The organism is Mucilaginibacter myungsuensis (assembly GCF_015222005.1).
GTDB lineage: Bacteria > Bacteroidota > Bacteroidia > Sphingobacteriales > Sphingobacteriaceae > Mucilaginibacter > Mucilaginibacter myungsuensis.
In genome coordinates this window covers 238,446-262,977 of the sequence record NZ_JADFFL010000006.1, presented here as the reverse complement: position 1 = coordinate 262,977, position 24,532 = coordinate 238,446, and the positions used below count along the sequence as shown (strand labels likewise).

Below are 24,532 nucleotides of genomic sequence, written 5' to 3'. Positions count from 1 at the left end.
TGGTGCTATACTTTCGATGCACCCTTGTAATCCGTCGTGAAAAAAACCACCAATACAGCAGCTCCAAAGGCGGTATAAAATAACTCCCCTACCGCATCGCCCTTAAGCAGCGTGAAGGCGATAACCACCAGTGCGATACCGACCACCAATTCTATTAACCCGTGCAAGGCCAAGGGGATCAGCTTCACTACGCCGCCACTAAAATCGGTCAATAAAGTGAGTATCAAATGCACAACGCCCAGCGCGTAAGTGCCTGTGGACAGCATGCCTGTCATACCGAAAATGGTTGGTGATGCCAGCAGGAATATGACCACCAGATAATCGATAATGCCATGAAGTTTTGGAGAGATAAATTTCATAATGGGACAGATGTTTAACCCACTTACGAGGAAACTATCAAAGCGATCTTCGATACAGAAAATAAAAAAGACCCGAGAGTAACTAAATAAATAGTTTGTACTATCTTGGCTTACCAATATTTAGTCAATGTATAAATACCTGCTCCTTGCCCTGATCTGTATTATTTTTAAAAGTGCGTTAGCGCAAACGGTCACCGGAACAGGTGATCAGCCCCAACTGGCGGCGCTGACGGATATCGACCTGAGCCGCTTTCAGGAGCACGCCGCCCCCATCAAGATCATCGCGGCCATTAATAAACAGTACAAGAGCAACATCGTATTACTGGATAAGTACATCGCCAAATACAAACCATCTACAACCTTTATCCGCGATGCCCGCATTAACCAAAAGTATTTTGCGGCCATGGCTTTTTATAATGTCAAGGTAGACCCATCTGTTACCCGAACGGGTAGCAAGGCAAGGTGGCAGCATATACAGGATAGTCTGTTTTCGGTCGTTAAATTGAGTAATGATGCCGCCCTGACGGGCAGCAATTATATAGATCTGATCAAGACTTTTTGTCTTCGCGAGAAAGAACACTTGTGGACCGCTGAAGATGAACAGCCTAAAGCGTTTTATAGGCAATGGTACAATACCACTCCCGACAAAGGTAAAGACATATTCGCGATGGACAGGGGCGGCATGCTGGTGGCCAAACTAATAGACAAACATTTTAACGGCAAGGTGCGGGAGTTTTTGTATGCCGATCTGTTAAAGAACATGCTTAGCGAGAGTAACCTGCAAAACCTCCCGACGGTATTTAACCGTTTTAAACAGCTTTACCCCAACAGCGGTTACATAGCACAGTTCAACGCGCCGGTGGCAAAGGTGGTAAAACAGCTATCACAACCATTGAACGCTAACATGATCTTCCCGCCCTACAACGGCAGCAAGCTGAACAGCATGGCCGATCTGCTGAAGTTGGTTAAGGGAAAGGCCATATTGATAGATATGTGGGGCACCTGGTGCAGCCCTTGCCGCGAAGAAATAGAAGCGCATGCCCAGGCCCTGCACGATCATTTTAAAGGCAAGCCGGCAACCTTTGTGTATGTATCTAACTACGACAGCGGACAGGAAGCCAGATGGAAAAAGCTGATCGCCTTTTATCACCTGGAGGGCATCCACATACTGGCCAACCAAAAATTGACCGACGATATTATGAACAGGACCAACAGCAGCGGCTACCCAACTTACATCATCGTAAAAAAGAATGGCTCGTACGCCCGCGCGCGAACACAACACCCGGTAGATAGGCAGGCTATGATCAGTGAGTTGACGGCGGCGGCTAAATGATCGGTTATTTTCGCGGGTTAACTTTGTGAGTTTTGCCGCCAAAAAGTCGTTAGTATATTTAAGCCGATTGACCCTTGATCGCGCGCTTTTGAGATAACTCAAATACAGCCATATAATAAACGGAAATACGATGTAATGTATCATTGCTGTAATAGTTTTAAACGTAGCACCTACTTTTACCGGGTCAATTTTAAACATTGGCATTAATAGTTGCTGGCCAATATTTCCACGGGAAAATATGATCATAAAAGTAAAATTATACCCCAGGTGTATAGCCAGCGGAAAGAGGATGGTACGGCTTATACTGAAAGATAACGCAAATAGGTATCCCATAATAGCGGTGATCATAAAAACGAACAGCATAGGCACCAACTGACCGAACACCCCCATAGTAAACCAATGATAGATGCCAAAACTTATTGCGGATACACAGACCGCTTTTTGATCGCCTATTTTTTTGATTAATATATATAACAATGCTCCGCGGAAGATCAGCTCTTCATAAATGACTGATATTAATACGTAAGACGCGGAGCTTTTAAATGCGGCAAAAGTATAATGCGGATTTAGGTGATAAGTGTTTTTGACCCATAAGGAAATGCCGATCAAATAAACGACCAGAAAAACTACCGGTATAAGCAGCGCTATAGTTATGTATTTAAGGTGTTGGCAATCGAACTTAAACCCGAGCACCGACAGGTTTTTGTGAAGAATGAATTTGAGTGATAGCCATGATATAATCAATTGAAGTACTAAACCCGCCATTTTTAAGAAATTTTGATAAAAGTATTTATCTTTAATTTTTAACCTTTACGCCATTTGACAATGGCGTAAAATGACGTAAGTGACGTAACTTGGATAAGTTAGAACCCCAGCAAATTGGTAGCTTAATAAAGCAAAGCCGCATTAAAAAAGGCTATACGCAGCAACAGGTGGCAGATATGACACAACTGAGTTTGCGGTCTGTACAGCGTATTGAAAAGGGCGAAGTAATGCCCAGGCAATATTCCTTAGATGTGTTAGCCAGGCAATTAGAGTTTGCGCCAATAATGATGCAGGAAGAATTGACCTTACCTAAGGTCCATGCTGTTGATGCCCCTCAACCATTTAATAACGCTCGGAGGTTGATATTGACCTTGGGTTCGGCTATCTTACTGACTTTACTCACTGGTGCATTTATATCTCAATCTCGCGGCTTCCCCGAAAATCATTTTGAAGCATTTCTATTGTGGACCGGGGTTACCATCTCATACTTGTTTTTTGTGTGGAGATTGTGGAGGTAAATGCGGCCAGCTTAGATAAGTGATTCAAACCGTGCCGGCCAAATAATTCACTATATTGCCCCTTAAACATAAACCTTTAATAACCACTGCCGCTGTCTCATCTATCATGAAAAAGATCGCCCTGCTTGCCCTGTTATCAGCTGCGTCGTTCTACGCATCGGCGCAACGTGTTAAACTGGATATCGCCAATACTACAGCAACTACTGTTACTTATTTGTATGGCGACGCGTTCGACAACCGGATAGAGGGGAAAACAAAGTATCAGATCAGCGCTGATCAGCATCGTACGGCTGATATCACGTTCAACTTTAAGCAACCAACCCGGGCATCGCTGGTCTTGAGTCCGGATGGCGGGTACGGGAAACAAACTTTTTTTTATCGCCTTTACTTATCGCCGGGAGATGATATCATGCTCAGCGCCGACTTTAAAGCCAATGGCAACGGCCTGACCGTTACCGGCAAAGGCAGCGAAAATAACCAGCCGCTTTTGGCTTTCAGGCCGTTAGTGGTATCGTCCGAACAACGCTTTTTGGGTGATAGCGTTCCTGACAGGGTGATAGCGGTTATCAACAAAGAACAATTGGAGAGCAAAGCCGCCTTAAACGAATATCTTAAAAAATACAACCCAAGCGCCCCCTTTGTAAAAGCCCAAAAATACGATGTTGAATATGAGGCCTTAACAACCTATTTTGGTTTTAAGGAGAATAACAAAGGGCGCGGCAAGCAGCCATATGCGCGCAATGTAGCCAAATGGCAACGGGTGCAGGACAGTTTATTGGATGCTATAAGCAGGGACCTGGCTTTGCCGGCACGGGTTAGTGCAAATAAGCCGGCACCTGCAGATAAAAGCGATATACTTTTAAAACACATCCCGGGACGAAAATATTCGGTGATCAATAACCCTGACGCACTGGGGACATCGAACTATAATAGCCTGATCAGGGAATTTGTAGGGCGTTACAGAGAATATTTATCAGAACAAGCCTTTTATCGCCCTAAGGATATCATTGCAGCATGGTATGGTGCCGATAGTGTTGCCGCTAAACAGGCATATAATGACGACTCGAATAATGTATTAAGAGAAAAGATCATTAACAAATTCTTTTCCGGCACGGTAGAAGAATACCTGTTAGCCAACCTGATAGCTGACATTAAAGCCAAAGCTAACCCTAAAAATGTAGTGTCGATCTATAACCGCTTTAAAAAGCGTTTCCCTCAAAGCCAATATGTGGCGCCTTATAGGTCGTATATAGATAGTGTTATCGAAAATCAAAAGTATCAATTGACAGATAAAATGGTTTTTGCCCCCGGTAACGGTAATAAACTAAATACCTTAGATGAGATACTGGCGCTAAGCAAAGGCAAGACCGTATTTGTAGACATGTGGGGGAGCTGGTGCGCGCCCTGCCGCGAAAACCTTGCCCAGCATGGCCCGGCTATAAAAGAGCACTTTAAAAATAAAGGCCTCAACTACCTTTACATAGCTAACCGGGATGAGCGTAACCAAAAAGATTGGAAAAGCCTGATCGCCTATTTTAAATTAGAAGGCACACATGTATTAGCCAACCCACAATTGAGCCAGGATATTATGACCAAGTTAAAACGGAGTACTTACCCTACCTACTTCATTATAAAAAAAGATGGTACTTACGAGTTGTATGACGGGGATTCGCGTCTGGACAGGGACAAGCTGTTCAAGCAGATAGAAGCGGCTTTGGCGATGGAGTAGCTGGTTAGTTAACCACTACAACAAAACACAAAAAGGCGCGCTGATCATCTCAACACGCCTTTGCAATATCAAATAAGCTAAGTTTAACCTACCAAATGGTTCCAGCCGTGGGTATCCTCGGCGGCGCCGTAGCGGATGGCATCTAAGGTTTTTAATACCTTTTGCGAGAACTCGCGGGTGGTCGGTTCACTTAGGGTGTAGTCGGTTCCTTCGTGGTGGATAGCGCCTACGGGGGCTATGGTCGCAGCAGTACCGGCGCCAAAAGCGTCGGTCAGTTTGCCCGACTTGGCACCTTCTACGATCTCGGCAATGGATACACGGCGCTCTTCAACCGGCATGCCCCAATCACGGGCAAGGGTTAAAACGGTATCGCGGGTGATGCCATCAAGGATGGTATCACGGGTCGATGGGGTCACGAGCTTGCCATCCAATACGAACATCACGTTGGCAGCGCCCATTTCTTCGGCGTACAGGTGCTCTTTAGCGTCGGTCCAGATGATCTGGTCGAAGCCTTCGTCGGCAGCCTTTTTAAATGGCAGCATCGATCCGCCGTAATTACCGGCCGCTTTAGCGTAGCCAAAGCCACCTTCGGCAGCGCGGGTATAATGCGTCTCGAATTTAACACGCAATGGTTTGGTAAAGTATGGGCCAACAGGGCAGGTCAGCACCATAAATTTATAGGTTTTAGAGGGGGTAACACCCAAATAAGGATCCGTAGCGAACATGAACGGACGGATATACAACGAGTGGCCCGCTTGCGTCGGGGCCCAATCGCGCTCCACATCAACCAAAGCCGCGATACTGTTAACAAAAAGATCTACAGGTAACTCCGGCATACACAAACGCTCTGCCGACTTATTGAACCTTGCACCATTCTTCTCAGGACGGAACACGCTCACTTTGCCATCGGCATGTTTGTAGGCTTTCAATCCCTCAAAAAATGCCTGACCGTAATGTAGTGACGAAATAGCCGGACTAAGCGCGATATCGCCGTAAGGTACAATTTCAAAATTTTTCCATTCACCGTCGGCATAATCGGCCACCAGCATGTGGTCGGTAAAAATTTTACCGAAGGGTAAATTAGCAAAGTCGGTTTGTTGCAAGCGCGAGTTTTGCGTTTGCGTGATCTTGATGTCCAACGTATCGGTCGTCATGGCAGTAGTATTTTATATTGAAGTTTGACAAGGTAGCTACTTTTTAATAAACTTCATAGCCACCGCAATTTGTTAACGCTTTAAACACCAAGTCATGCTGAACTTGTTTCAGCACCCCACTTGCAAAGCGGACCTGCATGATGGGTTCCCGAAACAAGTTCGGGATGAAGTGTTTTTTATATACGCAAAAATGCCCGTGCACATTACACGGGCATCAAAATTTTGCATTAGGATGATAGCCGGTCCTACCAGAATACGGTGTACAACGCTGCCAGTATCCCCAAGATCAACATCGACCATACAATGAACGAGGTTTCTACCTTAAACATCGAGCTATCCATCTTAATGGTCTTATTCTCCATCTTAGGACCGGCCAGGGTGATGATCACCATGGTCGCTAAACAGATAGAAAACACCATCATCATGCTATTAAGGAATGGTATCGGTTCGATGCCGATGAAGTCGGGCAAAAATTTAAAGAATACTGATAGCGGTATAGTGATCAATGCCGACACGATAGCCGCTGTTGAGGTCGTCCGTTTCCAGAATAACCCTAACAAGAATATGGCGAATACCCCCGGCGAGATAAAGCCTACGTACTCCTGAATAAATTGATACACCTGATCAAAAGTGCGCAAGGTAGGCGCGATCAGTACCGCTACTACCGACGACAGGATAACCGCCCAGCGCCCGGCTACGATCATTTGCCTGTCGCTTGCACCTTTGTTGATGTGCTTTTTGTAGATGTCCAGCGTAAAGATGGTAGAGATACTGTTGCTCTTTCCCGCCAGCGATGCTACGATCGCCGCCGTTAAGGCTGCGAAGGCCAAACCTTTTAAGCCCGATGGTAGCAGGTTCATTAAGATCGGGTAGGCATGATCGGGTTTCAATTTACCGGCAGCATCCAGCATTTCGGTTTGGAAATAGCCATGCTGATACAAGACATACGCCGCGATGCCGGGAATGACCACGATCAGCGGGATCAATAACTTCAAGAACGCCGCAAAGATCAAACCGCTACGACCGGTCTTTAGATCTGCCCCCAGTGCACGTTGAACGATATATTGGTTACAGCCCCAATAGTTGAGGTTATTTAGCCACATACCACCGGCTAACAAGGCCACGCCGGGCAGGTCTTTATAAAACTTACTGTCTTTGGTCAGATACATGTGGAAGTGATCGTCGGCCTCACGACGCAGGATCGAGAGCGCGCCGACAACACCGCCGCCGTTCAATTTCTCGGATACCAGATCCATGGCCAAATAGCTGGTGGCTAAACCGCCAAGGATCAGCACGATCACCTGGATCACATCAGTATAGCCGATCACCTTCATGCCGCCAAGGGTAATAAAGACCGAGAAAATAGCCAGCCCGATGATCGCCACATTGAATGATATACCCGATATGGTCTCGATAGCGATCGCACCAAGAAAAAATATCGAGGTAAGATTAACCAAAACGTAGGTCAGCAACCAGATCACCGTCATAATAGCGCTTACCGTGCCGTTGTATCGCTCCAACAAGAATTGCGGCATGGTGTAGATCTTATTCTTAACATATACCGGCAAAAAGAACACGGCCACAATGATCAGCGTTGCCGCTGCCACCCATTCATAACTCGCGATAGCCAAGCCCATAGCAAAGCCTGAGCCCGACATGGCGATAAAATGTTCGGATGATATATTGGACGCGATGATGGATGCTCCGATAGCCCACCAGGTCAATGAGCCTTCGGCCAAAAAGAAGGCTTTGGTATCGGTATGGTCCGATTTTTTTTTGCGGTACACCCAATAGCCATAGCCGGCTATCAGGATAAAATAGATGAGGAAAACGATATAGTCGCCCGGGGAAAGGTGTTTCATTTAAGATGGATCAATTTTTGATCATCTAAGGTGGATAAAAAGCCGTAAAGTATCAAACCATATTTATAAGCACAACAAAGGCCCCTGTAGTTTGCACAACAGGGGCCTTTCCTCAAAATGTTTTTAGCTATAAATTATTGTTGCTCGTAAAGGGTGGTGTGTATCACAGCCAGTTTACCTTCTTTAAAGTTCAGCAGTAACTCGTAGTACCGGTTAGTACCCTCGGGTGATACCACGTACCATTGCGGCGAATTGCCGGTGTACGGATCGTAAGCTTTGTTGATGTCTTTATAGAACAACGATATACGCTCGAACTTTTTAGAGTAGGCCGATATTTGCTTAATGTTCACAAATTTTTGATACAGGTTTTTTGACGAGTCGCCAACCATAACGGTAGCATTGGCCGCACCTGTTGATGGCCAAGCGTTTACACGCACTCCGTTGTTGTAATAGATATCAACCACCTTGTCATTAGCAAAGCCTATCTGCACGCCATCAGCCGTACCGGTGGTCTCGTCCAAATAAATAGCACGGTAAAGCGGGATACGGGTAGATAAGCTATCCAGTGTGGTGAACACGTTGCCTACTACACCAATGCTCACGATCTTTTTAGCAGCCTTCATTTCTGCCAGTTTAGCGTAAGTCTGCGCATGCGTATCGCCAATGGCCATGCCCCAATATTGGCCGGTCTTGATGGAGTCTTTAGATATCACTTTAGGCAACAGCGGCTCGGTATTGATGTCGCGGTCCTTTTTACATGATGACAAGCCTACCAGGGCAAGCAAAAAAATAGATAGGTATTTCATAGTTTCTGTTTTAAGCCATTACGGCATCCGCCGGATATATGTTACACCGGCATGTAAAAATAACTGATGTTATCAACAAACGGAAAACTGAACCGCTTTAGTATTAGCTTTACCCCCGTGCAAGAGATACCACAACCCGACCCAAGAATACTGATCGAGATCGTGCAGATGCGTATGCCCTACGGCAAATACAAAGGCACTATCCTGGCCGATATCCCCATCAGCTACCTGGAATGGATGGCCGGCAAGGGTTTCACCAAAGACAAATTGGGCATGATGCTATCGACGGTATTCGAGATCAAAACAAATGGTCTGAGCGAAATACTGTACCAGATCCGTAAGTCGTTACCTAAAGTTCCGCCGCCAAGATCATAAAGAATTGGCATCATACAACAAAGCCCTCCGTGTTTATCACACAGAGGGCTTTGTTGTTTTTGAGTGAATTGTATTTTTATCGACCGGGCTAACCCAGGGCTCCCAATATTTCAGCCTTTAGCAATCCACTACCCCCGCCGTAATGCTGAACAAATTTTACCTCTGGATTGATGGCTATGCAAACCGGCGTCAACCTATGCTCGGTGGCCTGATCCATCCCGCTACCCAACAGCACCAGATCGAACGGCCGCTGGTTGAACAAGGACAGACCTTGCTCTTCATCAGCCGCGCCGGTGGCTTGCCAGTCGGGGTTGGTATCTATCAGCCTCATCACAATGGGCAATATCTCGGCGTTATTGCAAAGCACCAATATCTGTACCTTTTCCATTAGTACTTAAATTCCATAGGTACTTCCATCAGCAAAAACTCGGCATCGCTTTCGGCAGTAATGCTGAAACCATCCACATCCCAAATACCATAACCATCGCGGGTATTCAGCAACTGGTCGTTTACTTTTACGTCGCCCTTTAAAATGAATACGTAAACGCCGTTACCTGCACCTTTGATCTTGTATTCGGTGCTGATACTTTTATCAAAGTCGGCCAGATGGAACCAGGCATTTTGATGGATCCACACACCGGCATCATCAGCATTAGGTGACAGCACTTGCTGCAATTGGTTGTGGCGGTCGGCCGGGTTTAAAGTCACCTGATCGTACCTTGGCTCCACATTACGTTTGTTAGGGAATACCCAGATCTGCAGGAATTTTACGTGCTCGTCGGTATTCTTATTGTATTCGCTATGCTGTACACCGGTACCGGCGCTCATTACCTGTATGTCGCCATTTTTAATGGTGGCCACGTTGCTCATACTGTCCTGATGTTCTAAGGCACCTTCTAACGGTATGCTGATGATCTCCATATTATCGTGCGGGTGTTTACCAAAACCACCGCCGCCGGCCACACTATCGTCATTCAATACCCTCAGCGCGCCAAAATGGATGCGTGAAGGTTCGTAATAACCTGCAAAGCTGAAAGTGTGGTAACTTTTTAACCAGCCATGATCTGCAAAGCCACGGGTATCGGCTTTATGTAATACGGTGTTAGCCATGATGTATGTTCTCCTTTTTGTTTTTGTTGACACAAAGGTATAGCGCGGGGCAAGGATAAAAGTTGATGTAGATCAAGAAGTGAGGGGGAAGGGGGATCTTCTAAATCCCTCCTTGGGGAGGGGTGCGTTGGCCAAGAGCGGTAGCAGGGAGGGGTTAGTCGAAAAGCAGAGCAGCCCAACCCCTCCCTGCCTTTTCAGCATCACCTTTCCCGCACCTCCCCGAGGAGGGATTCGCTATGGTCGTTAGCCGATATGGCAATTACGCTCACACATTACTCCCTCTTTCTATAATTAAAATAAAATGCGATAATTGTGTTAAAACCAAAATTAACCATAATTTGACGGTGGCCTTAACGTTTAAACAATATACGTTACCGATCTTTACAGAAAAGCAAACCTTTTAAAACAATTATTCAACTTAAAAATTATATAACTATGAACGATAACACAAAGGTAGTTGTTGCACTGCTGGCCGGATTAGCGGCAGGAGCAGCCCTGGGCATTTTATTTGCACCAGACAAAGGAGACGAAACAAGAGACAAACTTGGCGAATCGTTAAAGAACCTTGGCGATACTATCAAAGAGACCGCCGCTAAAGAGATCGATAACCTGGTAGGTTTAAAAGATCGCGTGGTGGACAGCATCAAATCTAAAGTTAGCGGTGCCCAGGACGAGTATCAGGACGACCTGGAACACGCCTGAATATAAATTGAACTCATAACATCCCTATTGTTGCCATACAGGTAGCGATAAGGGATGTTATACACATCTACCCCTATTTCCGTTATGGAAGAAACCGACAAAAAAGAACAGCCGCCGATCATTGATCAGGTGAAAGAATACGTAGAGACCTACCTTAAGTTGACGCGTTTAAAGGCGATACAAAAAGGATCGTCCATAGTAGCGAGCATAGCTGTAGATATTGTTATGATATTGGCGGCGTTGAGCGTGGTGCTGTTCGCCAGTATCACCCTTGCATTTTTCCTGGCTGAAGTATTCCATTCTGAATGGAAAGGATTTGGTTGTGTAGCCTTGGGCTATGCCCTGGCCGTGGTGCTGATGATCACTTTTAAAAAGAACTTCGAGCGCCCTATCGTTAATATACTGATCAAGAAACTTTTCAAATAATCTGCAACCATGGACCTTTCAATTACTAACATAGAGGAATTGCAAGCCGAGATAGCCCGCTTAGAGGGGGTAAAGGTTGTGCAACAAAAAGCTTTAGGTGAACGCTTTAACGGACCTGGCGCCATATTCAATGCTGTCTTATCTATCTTCCCAAAGTCGGCCGCGACAGACGCCGTTAAAAAGCAGGATCTGCTTGGTATCGTGTCGCGCTTTGTATTGCCACTGGCTTTGAACAAGACCTTGTTCAGAAATTCCAACTTCATCGTAAAAACGTTGGTGGGCTTAGCTTCGCAAAAAGCATCACACTACATCAGCGAGGATAACGTGACCGGCGTTTGGGGTAAGGTATCTAACTTCATTGGTAAGTTCACCAAAAAGAAGGATAAGAAACCGCTGCCACCAAAGGACCTTACAGGTTTCGGTATCGAGAAGATCGAGGATTAATTATTCCCGCACATTTATGGCTTATCATTCAATCGCTCCAGCACATATGGGGCGATGATGTTTGTAGAGGGTATCACATCCGGGTGGATGCCGTCTGATACTGCTTTCAGATATTCGTCGCGCCCTTTATCCAGCAGGGCTTTCCAATGCGGGTAATGGTCTATCAGCAATAACTTGCGCTTTTTAGCTACCTCGCGATACATCTGATAATAGGCCAATAGATCGGGCCGCTGCTCGGCATGTTTATCCAGCGGGATGTTCATGATCTGCAGGATCACCTCGCAACTGGGGTTAGCCAGTTTGATACGGTCGATGGTGTAGTTGAGGTTCAGGCGCGCTACATCAACGCTGGTCTTATAGTTCATAAAGGCATCGTTCATGCCAAACTCCATTAACACCGCGTCGGGTGCTTTTTTGATCACGCTATCTTCCAAATGCTGAACGCCCCAGGTGCTCCACATGCCGCTCTTGGCAGCGTTGACGGTCTTTAACAGTCCGGGATATTGCTTGCTCAGCGCCTTGTGAACCGAATCTACCCAAGCCTTTCCTCCTACCGCTGCCGTTAAGCTTGTGCCGTAGGTAACCAATGTTTGTGGCCTGCCGGCTTTTAAGTTTTTGATGAGTTGGCTTTGGGCTGATGTGTTTAGGCTGACACCTATCAGCATGGCAAATGTGAATATTTTGATGAGCGATCTTTTCATGGTGGGTGTAATTGATCGGTCTAAAATAATAAAAAGATAAAGGCATTATCATTTTGTTCATAATGCATATCTTGCCCTACCAATTAACCTGACCGAGTGAAAAACCTGCTGACCATCTTTTTGACCTTACTATTCGCGCTGACAGCATCGGCGCAAAAGCATATCCGGCTATTTTTGGGCGACAGAGAGATCAACCCGCATTCCGTACACTACCTGGATCCAAAAGGGATAGATGCCATCAAATTCGCGGTCGGGGCATCGGCCAAAAAAGAGCTGAATATAGATGCCGCCAGCGGCGATAGCGTTTTTGTGATAGAGATGAAAGACCGGACCGGGCAAATCAATTACGATCAGGTTTTGGAGATGTACAATGTCGATTCCGTAGTGAAAAAATTTGCTATGACCTCGGGGTCGGATGGCATGTCGGGCTATGAAGCCATCCAACACCCCAAAACCCTGGTGTTCCATAAAAGCCGCCTGGCAGGCATAACCGTCGACAAGCCGCCTGTATCAAGCGCCAGACCTAACCCAATGATCGTGGTTATGCACATTTATAATCGCGCTTACAAATCTGCAGAGGGCAGGATACTGCACTACCTGCAAGGCGCCGTTAATGGCTATGGCGATAACGAACACTTTAAAATGTACAAGCCATGAGGACGCTCTTACCTCTCCTGTTACTACTGCTATGGTCGGGAATGACCATAGCCCAAAAGCTACCTTATCAACGGATCGATTCGCTGGACAAGCGGCCCGTGTTGACCGTTAATGGTAAGGTGGCAGACCCGCTATCGATCTACACTCTTGACAAGATGGACTTTAGGGACATCAAATGGCTAAACCCCGCAAAAGCGATGGAGAAGTTCGGCAAAGAGGATGGCAAATACGGCGCTGTAGAGATACAGATGAACGCCCAGGCTGACGTATTGAGCTGGAATCAACTGCTTAAGAATTTCTATTTCACTAAAGCGCCTGATGGTGCAGTGGGGCGCGTTGCCTTAGGTATCGGTGCGTCTCTAAATGTTAATGCTCCTAACCTGTTAATGTCGTCGGCAAGCATGATTTGGTCGGTCGGGATCAATTCTCCTTATGTTGGCGAGGCTGGTCCAAGGGTTAATATCAATTCCCCTTATTACGGTTTCCCCGCTAAGGAGGTGGGTAAGTTCGATGACGATATCAAATTCATTTTGCTGATCTACGAAGAGGAGATGGAGAAGCGGAATAAGGTAGCCGCGTCGAAGGAGGTGGTCAGAGGCTGATCTATTATTTAAAATAAAAATGCATTTTACTAAACTTGTTAGTATATTTGTATATCCCGATACGTTGAGGTCCTTTCATCGTAAAGAAATAATTACACACCACATCTTGTATAAACAAGTAGCAAAATAGCTAACTTGTCTGCACAGTTCCTTTTAAACAGTTCCCTATTATCCGCTTGCTTATCCATTGGCAAGTACAAACCACCGCTATGAAAAGAATTTTACTTGCTACCCTATTAGCAACTGCCGCTGTTACTGCCTTCGCGCAAAGCAAAACTGCATCGTTACCGCAAAAAACCACCTTCCAGACCGGCGCACCATGGAGTCCGGCTATAGATGTCCGCTCTGACGTGGCCATTGTTTACGGCACTAACGACCGTCGCGATATGACCTTTGAGCAGCGCGTACAAAGCTGGCGCGACCATGGCTATCAGACCGCCTTCATGACCGGCATTGCCTGGGGTAGCTATTCGGATTTTTTCACCGGCAAATGGGACGGAAAGAACCACCTTGATCTGGCACAGGTAGAGCGCAATGGCAAACCCATTATGCACGGCGTAAATGTACCGTATGTTGTGCCGACCGAGTCCTTTATCAAATACATGCAGGAGGGCGTAATGAAACGGGTGATAGATGTAGGCATCAAGGAGATATTTTTAGAAGAACCCGAGTTTTGGATGCGCGGTGGTTATAGCGAAGCATTTAAAGAGGAATGGCAGAAGTTTTATGGCTTTGCCTGGAAACCTCAGCATGAAAGTGCGGAGAACACCTACCTGTCCAGCAAATTAAAATACCAGCTTTACTATCGTTGCATTAAAGAGGTATCTGAATATGCCAAGGCCTACGCCAAAAGCAAAGGCACCGAGGTAAAGGTTTACATACCGACACACTCGCTGGTGAATTATTCATCGTGGCAGATCGTTAGTCCGGAGGCGAGTTTAGCATCGCTGCCGAGTATAGACGGTTACATTGCACAAGTATGGACGGGTACCTCGCGTGAACCGACTTACTTTAACGGGCAACGTAAAGAGCGCGTATTCGAGAATGCGTTCCTTGAATATGGTTCGATGGTTTCCATGACCGCCCCTACTAAACGTAAACTATTCTTTTTGACCGACCCGATAGAGGACGCACACCGCGATTGGGCCGATTACAAGCGCAACTATCAGGCAACGTTCACCGCTAAATTATTGTACCCCATGGTGGCCAATTACGAGGTGATGCCGTGGCCCGAGCGTATCTACACCGGCAAATACAAATTGGCCAATACCGATTCGAGCGTATACATCCCTAAATTCTATTCCACCCAAATGCAAGTGATGGTGAACTCGCTGAACGATATACCTGCATCCCCCAATAAAGTGACCGGCGTTAACGGCATCGGCGTGCTGATGGGTAATTCGCTGATGTTCCAGCGTTTTCCTACGCACAATGGTTTCGAGGATCCGCAGTTCTCGATCTTTTACGGGCAGACCTTACCGTTGGTAAAACGCGGCATCCCGGTGCAGACCGTCCACATGGAAAACCTGGGTTATGCCGCCACTTTAAAAGACATCAAAGTATTGGTAGTAAGCTATTCTAACATGAAACCGCATGCCGCCGAAGTGCATGATCAACTGGCTGCCTGGGTTAAAAAAGGTGGCGTACTGATCTACGCCGGTAAAGACGACGACCCCTACCAAAGCGTTTACGAATGGTGGAACACCAAGGGCAATACCTTTAAAGCGCCATCGCAGCATTTGTTTAAGGCATTGGGCATAGATCAGGACGCCAAAGCAGGTAAATACAAAGTAGGCGCAGGCGCGGTGCATGTGATGCGCGATAACCCTAAAGACTTTGCCATGCAAGCGGGTAAAGATGCCAACTACCTGAATACTATTAAACAAGCCTATGAGATAGACGGCAAAGCCGGTAAGCTGATCATCAAGAACAACCTGTACTTAGAGCGCGGTCCGTACGATATCGTCGCTGTACTGAACGAGAACGAGGATACCAAACCATACGTTGTTAAGGGCCCGGTGATAGACTTGTTCGATCCCGAGTTACCAGTATTGGCAGAGAAAATCGTAAACCCCGGCGAGCAAGCGTACCTGTACAATGTAAAACGCGCACCCAATAAAGGCAAGCCGCAGGTATTAGCCACCGCCGCCCGTATCTATGAGGAAAGCGTATCGGGCAAGCAGTACAACTTTACCGCTAAAAGCCCGGCCAATACTATTAATGCCATGCGGATATTATTACCCGCACAAGCAAAAAGTATTAAGTTGACGGATAGCAAAGGCGCTGACGTAGAGGTAAAGTCGACTTGGGATGCTTCATCTAATACTTTATTCCTGGGATTTGACAATAATCCGGATGGGGTGAAGGTGGTGGTAAACTGGTAGGTACAAAACCTACTTGCCGTCGCTCGGCTGCAGCGGAGCGACGGCGTAATGAATTATATTATGAGTAAAATCGAAGAAGACAATCGTGAAAGACGGACAGAAGATTTTAAAGAAATGGCTAAAAACGCGGATGATGCGCTGGTGATCCCAGACATTTTCTTTGACGAAGATCTAAAAGAATGGGAATGGAAAACAGATGATGAACAAGAAAAAGAAACAAAAAAAGCAGGCGCTCACAACCCACCCGACCCGGCCTGCTTTTTTATTAACTATTAACTGACAGTGATCTAATCTGTTAGTAACGAAGCATAAACGCAAGCGAAAGGGTTTAATTATTTTACTTCTAATTAATTATTACACCAATTTGCGCTGACTTTTTAGTTAATATGATTCGGTTCGTCCGCCGTACGATCCCGGAGGGATCGCGTGTTAATAGCCTGTCACCTACCCAATATCAAAAGGCTCCAGCGGAGCCAGGTAAACATAAAGCAGGACAAAGCACAAACCGTTCAACCTAAACCCGATCGGCGGGAAAGCTTTTGCGTGAGGGGAGGCATCGTGGGCCGGGGCAAAACTTGGACAGAGAGCGGGGCTACCGGTGCCGATGAAAGACGGGACCGTTCGTTTTCTGATTATGGGTCGGGCAGAATAATACGAGGCACCTACGGAGCCATTTCTCTTGTTGCGCGCCTGCTATTAACACGAGATCCCGCTGGGATCGGTGATGTTTGCAAAGACTCAGAACATTAAACACCGCAATTCACATCCTCATATTCCGCCGATCAGCGAAATTAAGGTGATCATTCGGATCAGCGGTTCAGACAGCCATTATACTTTCCACAAACTTTGGTTTTTAAACGGGATCGCCTCATCTTCGCATCTGCAAAATTGAATTTATGACCGCTCATCACCATAAGATAGCAACCGAACTGGCCATTACCGATAAACAGGTGACCGCCACTATTGCCCTGTTAGACGAGGGCGCTACCGTCCCTTTCATCAGCCGTTACCGTAAGGAGCTGACGGGCAGCCTGGATGAGGTACAGGTGGCCGCCATCCGCGACCGTGTGCAGCAACTGCGCGATCTGGATAAACGCCGTGAGGCTATCCTAAAATCGCTGACCGATATGGGTAAATTGACGCCCGAGTTGGAGAAAGCCATTAACGAGGCCGAAACCATGGTGCTGTTAGAGGACATCTACCTGCCCTACCGCCCTAAACGCCAAACACGTGCTACCAAAGCGCGCGAGAAAGGCCTGCAACCATTGGCCGACCTGGTGTTTGACCAGAACCGAGTTGATCTGCAACTGGAAGCCGAAAAATATATCGACGCCGAAAAAGGTGTCAACTCGATAGAGGAAGCCCTTGCCGGTGCCCGCGATATCATTGCCGAGCAGATCAGCGAGAACGCTGAGGTGCGTACGCAGGTGCGTGCCTTGTTTGTTGAGAAAGGTACTTTTCAGTCTAAAGTTGCGCCGGGTAAAGAAGAGTCGGGAATAAAATATAAGGACTATTTTGACTGGACCGAGCCGGTGAAGTCGGCACCGTCGCACAGGGTTTTGGCCATGCGCCGCGGTGAGAAAGAAGAGGTGCTTTACCTTGACCTGCAACCACCCGAGGATGAAGCCATCGCATTGATGGACCGTGAGTTTGTGAAGGGTAATAACTCATCGTCGGACCAGGTGCGTTTAGCCATTGGCGATGGTTACAAGCGCTTGCTGAAACCATCCATGGAGACCGAGGTACGCCTGATGACCAAAAAGGCCGCCGACGAAGAGGCGATACGTGTATTTGCCGAGAATGCCCGCCAGTTATTGTTAGCAGCACCGCTTGGGCAGAAACGTGTAATGGCGATAGACCCGGGCTTCCGTACGGGTTGTAAGGTTGTTTGTTTAGATGAGCAGGGTAAGTTAGAAGAGTATACCGCCATCTTCCCGCATACGGGAGCAGGTCAGGCTAAAGAGGCTGAGAAGACCGTTCCGTTTTTGGTTGATAAATATAAGATACAAGCGATAGCCATTGGCAACGGTACCGCCGGCCGCGAGACCGAAGCCTTTGTGCGTAAATTGAATATCCCGGGTGTGACCATTGTGATGGTTAACGAAAGTGGTGCGTCGATCTATTCCGCATCTGACGTTGCCCGCGAAGAGTTCCCGGATAAGGATGTGACCGTGCGTGGCGCGGTATCTATCGGCAGAAGGTTGATGGATCCATTGGCCGAGTTGGTTAAGATAGACCCTAAATCGATAGGCGTTGGCCAATACCAACACGATGTGGACCAGAATAAACTGCAAACATCGTTGGATGACACGGTGATCAGCTGTGTCAATGCAGTTGGTGTGGAGCTGAATACCGCAAGTAAGCAAGTGTTAGCTTATGTATCGGGTCTTGGTCCGCAATTGGCGCAGAACATTGTCACCTACCGTAACGAGAACGGTGCCTTTAAACGCCGCAGCGAGTTGAAGAAAGTGCCGCGTTTGGGCGATAAGGCGTTTGAGCAAGCTGCCGGTTTCTTACGTATCCGCAATACGGAGGACCCATTAGAGGCAAGTGCCGTTCACCCCGAGCGTTATGCATTGGTGCAACAAATGGCTAAGGATAAAGGTTGCACCGTAGCAAGCCTGATGAGCGATGCAGAGCTACGTAAAAGCATCCCGCTGCAAAAATACATCAGTGATACGGTTGGCTTGCCTACCCTGAATGATATCATGGCTGAGTTGGCCAAACCGGGCCGTGATCCGCGTGAGCAGTTCGAGACCTTCAGCTTTACAGATGGTGTTAACGCCATCGGTGATCTGAAGGTGGGCATGAAGTTGCCGGGCATCGTTACTAATATTACAGCCTTTGGTGCATTTGTGGATATTGGTGTTCACCAAGACGGTTTGGTGCATTTAAGTCAGATCACTAACCGTTTTATTAAAGACCCTAACGAGGTGTTGAAAGTAGCCCAACGCGTAGAGGTGACCGTGACCGAAGTTGACGAAAGCCGCAAGCGTATCTCGCTAAGCATGAAAGAGAACGAACCGCGTCCTAAACAACAAGAGCGCCGCCCGGACGACCGCAGGCAAAGTGGCGGAGGTAATCAAAACCAGAACCGTTCGCAAAACAGATCTAACCAAAAGCCGGAGGTTGAGACCGACATGGCGATCAAACTTGCCGCACTGCGCAGCAAGTTCAAATAAAAAGAAAAGCGGGGCGTTCGATGAGAGCGCCCCGCTTTTGGTATAAAGACAGACTTACGAAGTTTTGAAAACTTCGTAAGTCTTAAAAGGATCAACCTTAGATCACAATATTCACGATCCTGCCTTTCACTACGATCACTTTTTTGATCGGAGCGCCGGCTAAGTATTTCTGTACATCGGCATGCTCGCGTACGTAGGCCTCAACCGCTGCCGGATCCATGCTTAAGGCGATGTTCAGGTTAGTTTTGGTTTTGCCGTTGATAGATATCGGGTACGAGAAATCATCCTCTATCATATACGATGCGTTATATTTTGGATAAGCCGTGTGCGATAAGCTACCTGCCGGATTGCCTAATAACACCCATAACTCCTCGCAAATGTGCGGGGCGTATGGTGATAACACCACCACCAACTCTCGCAGGATGGCGCGCTTGTTACATTTCAGATCGGTCAGCTCGTTAACGGCGATCATAAAGCTGGATACCGATGTATTGAACGAGAAACGCTCTACATCTTCCTCTACCTTGCGGATGATCTTGTGCAGGGCTTTCAATTCGGCTTTGCTCGGCTCAGTGTCAGACACGTTGAACTCCCAATCGTTATTGTGGAACAGCTTCCAGAATTTACGCAAGAACTTGAACACACCCTCGATACCGTTGGTATTCCAAGGCTTGCTTTGCTCCAGCGGGCCTAAGAACATCTCGTACATGCGCAGGGTATCGGCACCGTAACGCTCTACCAGGTCATCCGGGTTAACCACGTTGAATTTAGATTTTGACATCTTTTCAACTTCGACACCACAGATGTATTTGCCGTTCTCTAAGATGAATTCAGCATCGGCATACTCTTCGCGCCATGCTTTAAATTTCTCGATATTCAGAACATCATTATCAACGATATTGACGTCTACATGCAACGCTGACGTTTTATGGTCGCCTTTTAAGCCGTTAGAAACGAAGGTATTTGTACCGCGACCTTCTGCATCTACCAAACGATACACAAAATTACTCCTCCCCTGTATCATCCCCTGGTTGATCAGTTTTTTGAAAGGCTCTTCCTCAACCACCAGGTCAAGGTCTTTCATAAACTTATTCCAGAAACGGCTGTACAACAGGTGACCGGTAGCATGCTCGCTGCCGCCGATGTACAGATCCACGTCTTTCCAGTACGCGATCGCGTCTTTAGAGGCAAATTCGTTAGCATTATGGGCATCCATGTAGCGATACCAATACCAGCTGCTTCCGGCCCAACCAGGCATGGTCGAAAGTTCGTATTCACCATCAGGGTGTTTCCAATCGGTCGCACGGCCTAATGGCGGTTCGCCGCTTTCGGTCGGCAGGTATTTATCTACTTCGGGTAATAATAGTGGCAATTCTGCTTCGCTGATCAGGTGTGGCAGGTCGTCTTTAAAATACACCGGCACCGGCTCGCCCCAATAACGCTGACGGCCAAAAATGGCGTCGCGCATGCGGTAGTTGATCTTGGCTTTACCTAAACCTAATTCTTCCAATTTGGCTACTACAGTCGCGGTTGCGTTCTTATAGTCTAACCCGTTGATGAAATCGGAATTGATGTATTTACCTTCCTTGGTCGGGTCGGCTTCGGTCTCGATGTTTTGGATATCGATTATCGGTACTATCGGCAAGTTAAAATGCTTGGCGAACAAATAATCACGCTGATCGCCCGATGGTACGGCCATTACCGCGCCGGTACCGTAACCTGCCAATACGTAATCAGCTATCCAGATCTGGATCTTCTCGCCGTTAAGCGGGTTGGTCACATAGCTACCGGTGAATGCGCCCGATACCGTTTTGGTATCCGACATACGGTCAAGTTCGCTTTTCTTTTTAGTTTGAGTGATGTAGGCTTCTATACCTTGTTTTTGTTCAGGCGTGGTCAACTCGGCTACCAATTCATGCTCAGGAGCAAGTACCACAAAGGTAACCCCAAAGATGGTATCAACGCGAGTTGTAAACACTTCGATATAGTCCACAGAAGCATCAGCCAATGGGAACCGCACAGACGCACCGGTGCTTTTACCGATCCAATTGCGTTGCATTTCTTTTAGCGGCTCAGGCCAATCGATATTATTCAGACCCTGCAATAAACGCTCGGCGTATGCGCTGATGCGCATGCTCCACTGGTTCATTTTCTTTTGCTCGACAGGGAAACCGCCGCGCTCGCTAAAGCCGTCCTTCACCTCATCGTTAGCCAATACTGTACCTAAGGCCGGGCACCAGTTCACGGTGCTTTCGCGCAGGTAGGTCAGTCGGTATTTTAATAATTCGGCTTGTTGTTCTTCGTTGGTCTTGGCTTTCCACTCATCAGCTGTAAATGATGCTACTTCTTCATCGCAAACAGCGTTAACGCCTGCCGAACCGTTCTGATCAAAATGAGCTACCAGTTTAGCGATCGACTCTGCCTTGTCTGCATCTTTATTATACCAGCTATTGAACAATTGCATAAAGATCCACTGTGTCCACTTGTAGTAGTCAGGCGAGCTGGTGCGCACTTCGCGACTCCAATCGAAAGAGAAACCTAACTGATCCAATTGACGGCGATAAGTGGCGATATTGGTCTCGGTAGTGATAGCCGGGTGCTGACCGGTCTGTATAGCATATTGCTCGGCCGGCAAACCGAACGAGTCGTAACCCATTGGGTGCAGCACGTTAAAGCCTTTCAGCCTTTTATAGCGCGAAAAAATATCAGAGGCGATATAACCCAGCGGGTGGCCCACATGCAACCCCGCCCCCGAAGGGTAAGGGAACATATCCAGCACATAGTATTTGGGTTTGTCAGAGTTGTTGTCGGCTTTGAACGTTTGGTTATCGGCCCAAAACTTTTGCCAATCCTGCTCTATTTTCTTAAATTGATAGTCCATAGTAGTTTATCCGCGAAATAAGGCGCAAAACTACAAAAATCGATGCTTATTTGTAGACTGAATTGGTAGGAAATGTGAGTTACCTTCTCTACCTCGTCATTGCGAGGAACGAAGCAATCTCTACGTTAGCAGAGCGAATTGCAAAGCGGACCTCTGGGTGTAGAGATTGCTTCGTTCCTCGCAATGACGTGCATTTTCATGATTGGTTGTTCCGATTTTTCCCTCCTACAACGCATACTTCTCCACCACCGCATTCAGATCGATTAGATCAAAAGGCTTTTTAAGATAACCATCGGCCTGTCCGGCTTCGGCTATTTCGCGGATGTTGCTTACGGCTGATACGATAACTACCGGGATATGACTGGTCTTGGGGTCGGTCTTAAGTTCTTTGCAGAGTTGCTGACCGTTGGCATCGCTTTTCCAGTCAGTAAGCCAATTATCAAGCAGGATCAATGAGGGTTTAAGCTTATCAAGCGACTTTAATATACCGGCATCTTCGGACGATACAACTTCATAACCCGCGTCTTCTAACGCGTAGGTTATAGTTTCTCTGATATCCCTGTCGTCCTCAATTATCAGTATTTTCTTAGCCATGATGTTCTTAAACAATTAGATCTGTAAGCGGATACCGATGATAGCAGTGGCGACAACGGTATATGCTATAAACAGCTAACACCCTGCCTTTTGTTTGCGTGAAAGGCAATTTTTGTAAAAAATAATTGAATTGCAGAGCCTCAGGCTATATCGAGCATTAAACCAAACCGTCTAACTCGTAGCATTGGCGGCAGCGTGGTTCGTAGCTTTCTTTTTCGCCCAGCAGGATCTTGGTATCGCTCGGCACTAATCGATAGGAATATAAGGCCGGGTTACCGCATCGCACACAAACAGCGTGTACCTTTGTCACCGACTCAGCCATGGCCATTAGGGCAGGCATCGGACCAAAAGGCTTACCCTGAAAGTCCATATCCAAACCGGCAATGATCACACGTACACCTTTGTTCGCCAATCTGTTGCAAACGTAAGGTAACTCATCGTCAAAAAATTGGGCTTCATCAATGCCTACTACTTGCACATGGCTGCCCAATAATAAGATGGCTGATGAGTTTTCTACGGGGGTACTCGGGATAGAGTTTTGGTTATGCGATACCACTTCGGTCTCGTGGTAGCGGGTATCGGTACGGGGCTTAAATATCTCCACGTTCAGGCGAGCTATCTGGGCGCGGCGCAGGCGGCGTATCAGCTCTTCGGTCTTGCCCGAGAACATGGATCCGCACACTACCTCTATGCTCCCGCCGAGCTCGCTTCTTCGCTTAAATACGTCTTCGTTAAACAGCATCGTTACCAATTACAGCCTGCAAATATCACAATTTAATACTACTTTTGAGATGCAGATACCAATTTATACCCCATGAAGCAACAGGAAGTTTTTAAGAAGATAGGCGGCATTGTGGCAGAGCTGAACGACCAGTACCAATATTTGCTTACCACCGGAGAACTCAATAACGATCTTGAATTAGAACTGATGGCCGCCAACGCCCAATTTTTGTCGGGCCATATAGAGATACTGCGTAAAGTGAATGCATCGCTTGCTAAAGAGCAGCCTGTTGTCGCGGCCTTACCGCCTGCGCCGGTTGTTGAATTATTACCCGAGGTTGCTACGCCGGAGCCTGTGGTCGAAGAAGAAAAGCGCACTCCTGAACCATCGTTCTTTACACCGATAAAACCAGAGGACGATGCCGACGCGCATGTGATCGAGTTCGAGATACCCAGAAACCCTGAAGTTGTTCCTGAACCGGAACCTGAGCCAGTTGCAGGACCTGAGCAGATCCGTCACGAATTATCTTTAGAAGATATTGGCGAGGATTGGGACGAGGACGAAGAGGAAATTGAAGAACCGACCACTCGACAAGCACCTGTTGCAGAACCGGAGCCGATAAAAGTAGAAGCTCAGAAACCCGAGCCTTTTATCGAAGTAGTAAAACCGGCGTTACCGGAGTCGGTTATGGAACCGATCAGACCAGTAGTGCCTGAGCCTGTAGTTGCACAAACGGCAAAACCCGAGCCGGTAGTTCAAGAGGCCATTACCGCGCAAGTGATCACCGCACAACCGGAGCCGATAATTGCATCGCAACCACATACGGTGATCGCCGTTCCTGAGGACCATGTGATGACGCTGAATGAGCGCATGTCTGCTCAATTAAATGCAGGACGCGTACCTGAGCATTTAGCAGGCAAGCCTATCGCTGACCTGAAGTCAGCGATATCATTGAATGATAAATTACTTTACGTGAAAGACCTGTTCAACGGCTACAGCCTGGCCTACAGCGAAGCTATCGATATCCTGAACCGTTATAAGTCGCTTGAAGAAGCACAAGCTTTTTTGAATGGCAGCTACGCTACCAAAAACAACTGGGCTGATAAGCAAGCCACTGCCGATAAGTTTTATGACCTGTTAAGGAGAAGGTATTTGTAGTTTGAGGTTAAAGGTGAGAGGTCAAAGGTGAAAGGTTTGCGTTACGCATTATCTCATTTTTGACCTTTT

The 24,532-nt window shown here is 47.1% G+C and carries 23 protein-coding genes and 1 pseudogene; 13 read left to right on the top strand and 11 right to left on the bottom strand.

The genetic code is table 11. The features are described 5' to 3' along the window. Window positions 1-5: 5 nt before the first annotated feature. Window positions 6-359, bottom strand: a complete 354-nt coding sequence (locus IRJ16_RS16555; protein WP_194112730.1) for a hypothetical protein — start codon at window positions 357-359, stop codon at window positions 6-8. A 127-nt stretch (window positions 360-486) separates the two neighbouring features. Between IRJ16_RS16555 and IRJ16_RS16550 the strand changes: the two genes are divergently transcribed. After that, the gene (locus IRJ16_RS16550; RefSeq protein ID WP_194112729.1) at window positions 487-1,692 is read left to right on the top strand and encodes a TlpA family protein disulfide reductase; all 1,206 of its coding nucleotides are present in this window, start codon (window positions 487-489) and stop codon (window positions 1,690-1,692) included. A 264-nt stretch (window positions 1,693-1,956) separates the two neighbouring features. Here the strand turns inward: IRJ16_RS16550 and IRJ16_RS23220 are convergent. After that, window positions 1,957-2,457: pseudogene (locus IRJ16_RS23220) on the bottom strand (CPBP family intramembrane glutamic endopeptidase); the annotation flags it as partial. A gap of 89 nt (window positions 2,458-2,546) precedes the next feature. Here IRJ16_RS23220 and IRJ16_RS16540 point away from each other — a divergent pair. After that, on the top strand, window positions 2,547-2,975 hold the full coding sequence (locus IRJ16_RS16540) for a helix-turn-helix domain-containing protein (protein WP_194112728.1): 429 nt from the start codon (window positions 2,547-2,549) through the stop codon (window positions 2,973-2,975). Between the two features lie 106 nt (window positions 2,976-3,081). After that, window positions 3,082-4,704 (top strand): TlpA family protein disulfide reductase, encoded by a 1,623-nt coding sequence (locus IRJ16_RS16535; RefSeq protein ID WP_194112727.1) that lies wholly within the window; start codon window positions 3,082-3,084, stop codon window positions 4,702-4,704. An 83-nt stretch (window positions 4,705-4,787) separates the two neighbouring features. Here the strand turns inward: IRJ16_RS16535 and IRJ16_RS16530 are convergent, their stop codons facing one another. The 3 genes from IRJ16_RS16530 to IRJ16_RS16520 form a co-directional block, all read right to left on the bottom strand. Next, complete coding sequence (locus tag IRJ16_RS16530) at window positions 4,788-5,858, bottom strand: branched-chain amino acid aminotransferase (protein WP_194112726.1); 1,071 nt, start codon at window positions 5,856-5,858, stop codon at window positions 4,788-4,790. Window positions 5,859-6,103: 245 nt separating this feature from the next. Further along, window positions 6,104-7,720, bottom strand: a complete 1,617-nt coding sequence (locus IRJ16_RS16525; protein WP_194112725.1) for a sodium/sugar symporter — start codon at window positions 7,718-7,720, stop codon at window positions 6,104-6,106. 134 nt (window positions 7,721-7,854) lie between these two features. Continuing rightward, window positions 7,855-8,526 carry a hypothetical protein gene (locus tag IRJ16_RS16520; protein ID WP_194112724.1) on the bottom strand — a complete coding sequence of 224 codons (672 nt, stop codon included), beginning with the start codon at window positions 8,524-8,526 and terminating at the stop codon, window positions 7,855-7,857. A gap of 66 nt (window positions 8,527-8,592) precedes the next feature. Here IRJ16_RS16520 and IRJ16_RS16515 point away from each other — a divergent pair, with 66 nt between their 5' ends. After that, on the top strand, window positions 8,593-8,901 hold the full coding sequence (locus IRJ16_RS16515) for a DUF3820 family protein (RefSeq protein WP_194112723.1): 309 nt from the start codon (window positions 8,593-8,595) through the stop codon (window positions 8,899-8,901). Window positions 8,902-8,989: 88 nt separating this feature from the next. Here the strand turns inward: IRJ16_RS16515 and IRJ16_RS16510 are convergent, their stop codons facing one another. Together IRJ16_RS16510 and IRJ16_RS16505 are read right to left on the bottom strand one after the other, a co-directional pair. Then, the gene (locus IRJ16_RS16510; protein WP_194112722.1) at window positions 8,990-9,289 is read right to left on the bottom strand and encodes a hypothetical protein; all 300 of its coding nucleotides are present in this window, start codon (window positions 9,287-9,289) and stop codon (window positions 8,990-8,992) included. Continuing rightward, window positions 9,289-10,011, bottom strand: coding sequence for a pirin family protein (locus IRJ16_RS16505; protein ID WP_194112721.1), 723 nt, complete (start codon window positions 10,009-10,011; stop codon window positions 9,289-9,291). Before IRJ16_RS16505 ends, IRJ16_RS16510 begins: the two co-directional genes overlap by 1 nt. 435 nt (window positions 10,012-10,446) lie before the next feature. Between IRJ16_RS16505 and IRJ16_RS16500 the strand changes: the two genes are divergently transcribed. The 3 genes from IRJ16_RS16500 to IRJ16_RS16490 all read left to right on the top strand — a co-directional run bounded on the left by IRJ16_RS16500 (window position 10,447) and on the right by IRJ16_RS16490 (window position 11,583). Further along, window positions 10,447-10,713: a YtxH domain-containing protein gene (locus IRJ16_RS16500; protein WP_194112720.1), complete on the top strand. Its 267-nt coding sequence runs from the start codon at window positions 10,447-10,449 to the stop codon at window positions 10,711-10,713. Between the two features lie 84 nt (window positions 10,714-10,797). Then, window positions 10,798-11,139, top strand: a complete 342-nt coding sequence (locus IRJ16_RS16495; protein WP_194112719.1) for a hypothetical protein — start codon at window positions 10,798-10,800, stop codon at window positions 11,137-11,139. 9 nt (window positions 11,140-11,148) lie between these two features. Further along, entirely contained in the window at window positions 11,149-11,583 is a 435-nt protein-coding gene (locus IRJ16_RS16490) for a hypothetical protein (protein ID WP_194112718.1), read from the top strand. A 14-nt stretch (window positions 11,584-11,597) separates the two neighbouring features. Here IRJ16_RS16490 and IRJ16_RS16485 read toward each other — a convergent pair whose 3' ends face one another. Then, window positions 11,598-12,284, bottom strand: coding sequence for an SGNH/GDSL hydrolase family protein (locus tag IRJ16_RS16485; RefSeq protein WP_194112717.1), 687 nt, complete (start codon window positions 12,282-12,284; stop codon window positions 11,598-11,600). Window positions 12,285-12,380: 96 nt separating this feature from the next. Between IRJ16_RS16485 and IRJ16_RS16480 the strand changes: the two genes are divergently transcribed. The 5 genes from IRJ16_RS16480 (at window position 12,381) to IRJ16_RS16460 (ending at window position 19,109) form a co-directional block, all read left to right on the top strand. Next, complete coding sequence (locus tag IRJ16_RS16480) at window positions 12,381-12,941, top strand: hypothetical protein (protein ID WP_194112716.1); 561 nt, start codon at window positions 12,381-12,383, stop codon at window positions 12,939-12,941. Next, window positions 12,938-13,543: a hypothetical protein gene (locus IRJ16_RS16475; protein WP_194112715.1), complete on the top strand. Its 606-nt coding sequence runs from the start codon at window positions 12,938-12,940 to the stop codon at window positions 13,541-13,543. The genes IRJ16_RS16480 and IRJ16_RS16475 overlap by 4 nt, the downstream gene beginning before the upstream one ends. A 209-nt stretch (window positions 13,544-13,752) precedes the next feature. Further along, window positions 13,753-15,927 carry a hypothetical protein gene (locus IRJ16_RS16470; protein ID WP_194112714.1) on the top strand — a complete coding sequence of 725 codons (2,175 nt, stop codon included), beginning with the start codon at window positions 13,753-13,755 and terminating at the stop codon, window positions 15,925-15,927. A 60-nt stretch (window positions 15,928-15,987) separates the two neighbouring features. Continuing rightward, on the top strand, window positions 15,988-16,203 hold the full coding sequence (locus IRJ16_RS16465; RefSeq protein ID WP_194112713.1) for a hypothetical protein: 216 nt from the start codon (window positions 15,988-15,990) through the stop codon (window positions 16,201-16,203). Between the two features lie 620 nt (window positions 16,204-16,823). Beyond that, a complete protein-coding gene (locus IRJ16_RS16460) occupies window positions 16,824-19,109 on the top strand; it encodes a Tex family protein (RefSeq protein ID WP_194112712.1) in 2,286 nt (761 codons plus the stop codon). 97 nt (window positions 19,110-19,206) lie between these two features. On the opposite strand, the gene leuS is transcribed toward IRJ16_RS16460, so the two are convergent. The 3 genes from leuS to IRJ16_RS16445 form a co-directional block, all read right to left on the bottom strand. Beyond that, window positions 19,207-21,990: a leucine--tRNA ligase gene (gene leuS / locus IRJ16_RS16455; RefSeq protein ID WP_194112711.1), complete on the bottom strand. Its 2,784-nt coding sequence runs from the start codon at window positions 21,988-21,990 to the stop codon at window positions 19,207-19,209. Between the two features lie 225 nt (window positions 21,991-22,215). Beyond that, window positions 22,216-22,584, bottom strand: coding sequence for a response regulator (locus IRJ16_RS16450; RefSeq protein WP_194112710.1), 369 nt, complete (start codon window positions 22,582-22,584; stop codon window positions 22,216-22,218). Window positions 22,585-22,741: 157 nt separating this feature from the next. Further along, window positions 22,742-23,326 (bottom strand): thymidine kinase, encoded by a 585-nt coding sequence (locus IRJ16_RS16445; RefSeq protein ID WP_194112709.1) that lies wholly within the window; start codon window positions 23,324-23,326, stop codon window positions 22,742-22,744. 72 nt (window positions 23,327-23,398) lie between these two features. Between IRJ16_RS16445 and IRJ16_RS16440 the strand changes: the two genes are divergently transcribed. Next, a complete protein-coding gene (locus IRJ16_RS16440; protein ID WP_194112708.1) occupies window positions 23,399-24,463 on the top strand; it encodes a hypothetical protein in 1,065 nt (354 codons plus the stop codon). Window positions 24,464-24,532: the final 69 nt, after the last annotated feature.

What these genes read in the sequence shown, in the direction of transcription:
- IRJ16_RS16475 (WP_194112715.1), top strand. Translation starts at nt 12,938, where the DNA reads ATGAGGACGCTCTTACCTCTCCTGTTACTACTGCTATGGTCGGGAATG.
- IRJ16_RS16485 (WP_194112717.1), bottom strand. Translation starts at nt 12,284, where the DNA reads ATGAAAAGATCGCTCATCAAAATATTCACATTTGCCATGCTGATAGGT.
- IRJ16_RS16445 (WP_194112709.1), bottom strand. Translation starts at nt 23,326, where the DNA reads ATGCTGTTTAACGAAGACGTATTTAAGCGAAGAAGCGAGCTCGGCGGG.
- IRJ16_RS16470 (WP_194112714.1), top strand. Translation starts at nt 13,753, where the DNA reads ATGAAAAGAATTTTACTTGCTACCCTATTAGCAACTGCCGCTGTTACT.
- IRJ16_RS16520 (WP_194112724.1), bottom strand. Translation starts at nt 8,526, where the DNA reads ATGAAATACCTATCTATTTTTTTGCTTGCCCTGGTAGGCTTGTCATCA.
- IRJ16_RS16465 (WP_194112713.1), top strand. Translation starts at nt 15,988, where the DNA reads ATGAGTAAAATCGAAGAAGACAATCGTGAAAGACGGACAGAAGATTTT.
- IRJ16_RS16500 (WP_194112720.1), top strand. Translation starts at nt 10,447, where the DNA reads ATGAACGATAACACAAAGGTAGTTGTTGCACTGCTGGCCGGATTAGCG.
- IRJ16_RS16550 (WP_194112729.1), top strand. Translation starts at nt 487, where the DNA reads ATGTATAAATACCTGCTCCTTGCCCTGATCTGTATTATTTTTAAAAGT.
- IRJ16_RS16555 (WP_194112730.1), bottom strand. Translation starts at nt 359, where the DNA reads ATGAAATTTATCTCTCCAAAACTTCATGGCATTATCGATTATCTGGTG.
- IRJ16_RS16515 (WP_194112723.1), top strand. Translation starts at nt 8,593, where the DNA reads ATGTTATCAACAAACGGAAAACTGAACCGCTTTAGTATTAGCTTTACC.
- leuS (WP_194112711.1), bottom strand. Translation starts at nt 21,990, where the DNA reads ATGGACTATCAATTTAAGAAAATAGAGCAGGATTGGCAAAAGTTTTGG.
- IRJ16_RS16460 (WP_194112712.1), top strand. Translation starts at nt 16,824, where the DNA reads ATGACCGCTCATCACCATAAGATAGCAACCGAACTGGCCATTACCGAT.
- IRJ16_RS16505 (WP_194112721.1), bottom strand. Translation starts at nt 10,011, where the DNA reads ATGGCTAACACCGTATTACATAAAGCCGATACCCGTGGCTTTGCAGAT.
- IRJ16_RS16535 (WP_194112727.1), top strand. Translation starts at nt 3,082, where the DNA reads ATGAAAAAGATCGCCCTGCTTGCCCTGTTATCAGCTGCGTCGTTCTAC.
- IRJ16_RS16440 (WP_194112708.1), top strand. Translation starts at nt 23,399, where the DNA reads ATGAAGCAACAGGAAGTTTTTAAGAAGATAGGCGGCATTGTGGCAGAG.
- IRJ16_RS16490 (WP_194112718.1), top strand. Translation starts at nt 11,149, where the DNA reads ATGGACCTTTCAATTACTAACATAGAGGAATTGCAAGCCGAGATAGCC.
- IRJ16_RS16495 (WP_194112719.1), top strand. Translation starts at nt 10,798, where the DNA reads ATGGAAGAAACCGACAAAAAAGAACAGCCGCCGATCATTGATCAGGTG.
- IRJ16_RS16450 (WP_194112710.1), bottom strand. Translation starts at nt 22,584, where the DNA reads ATGGCTAAGAAAATACTGATAATTGAGGACGACAGGGATATCAGAGAA.
- IRJ16_RS16510 (WP_194112722.1), bottom strand. Translation starts at nt 9,289, where the DNA reads ATGGAAAAGGTACAGATATTGGTGCTTTGCAATAACGCCGAGATATTG.
- IRJ16_RS16530 (WP_194112726.1), bottom strand. Translation starts at nt 5,858, where the DNA reads ATGACGACCGATACGTTGGACATCAAGATCACGCAAACGCAAAACTCG.
- IRJ16_RS16525 (WP_194112725.1), bottom strand. Translation starts at nt 7,720, where the DNA reads ATGAAACACCTTTCCCCGGGCGACTATATCGTTTTCCTCATCTATTTT.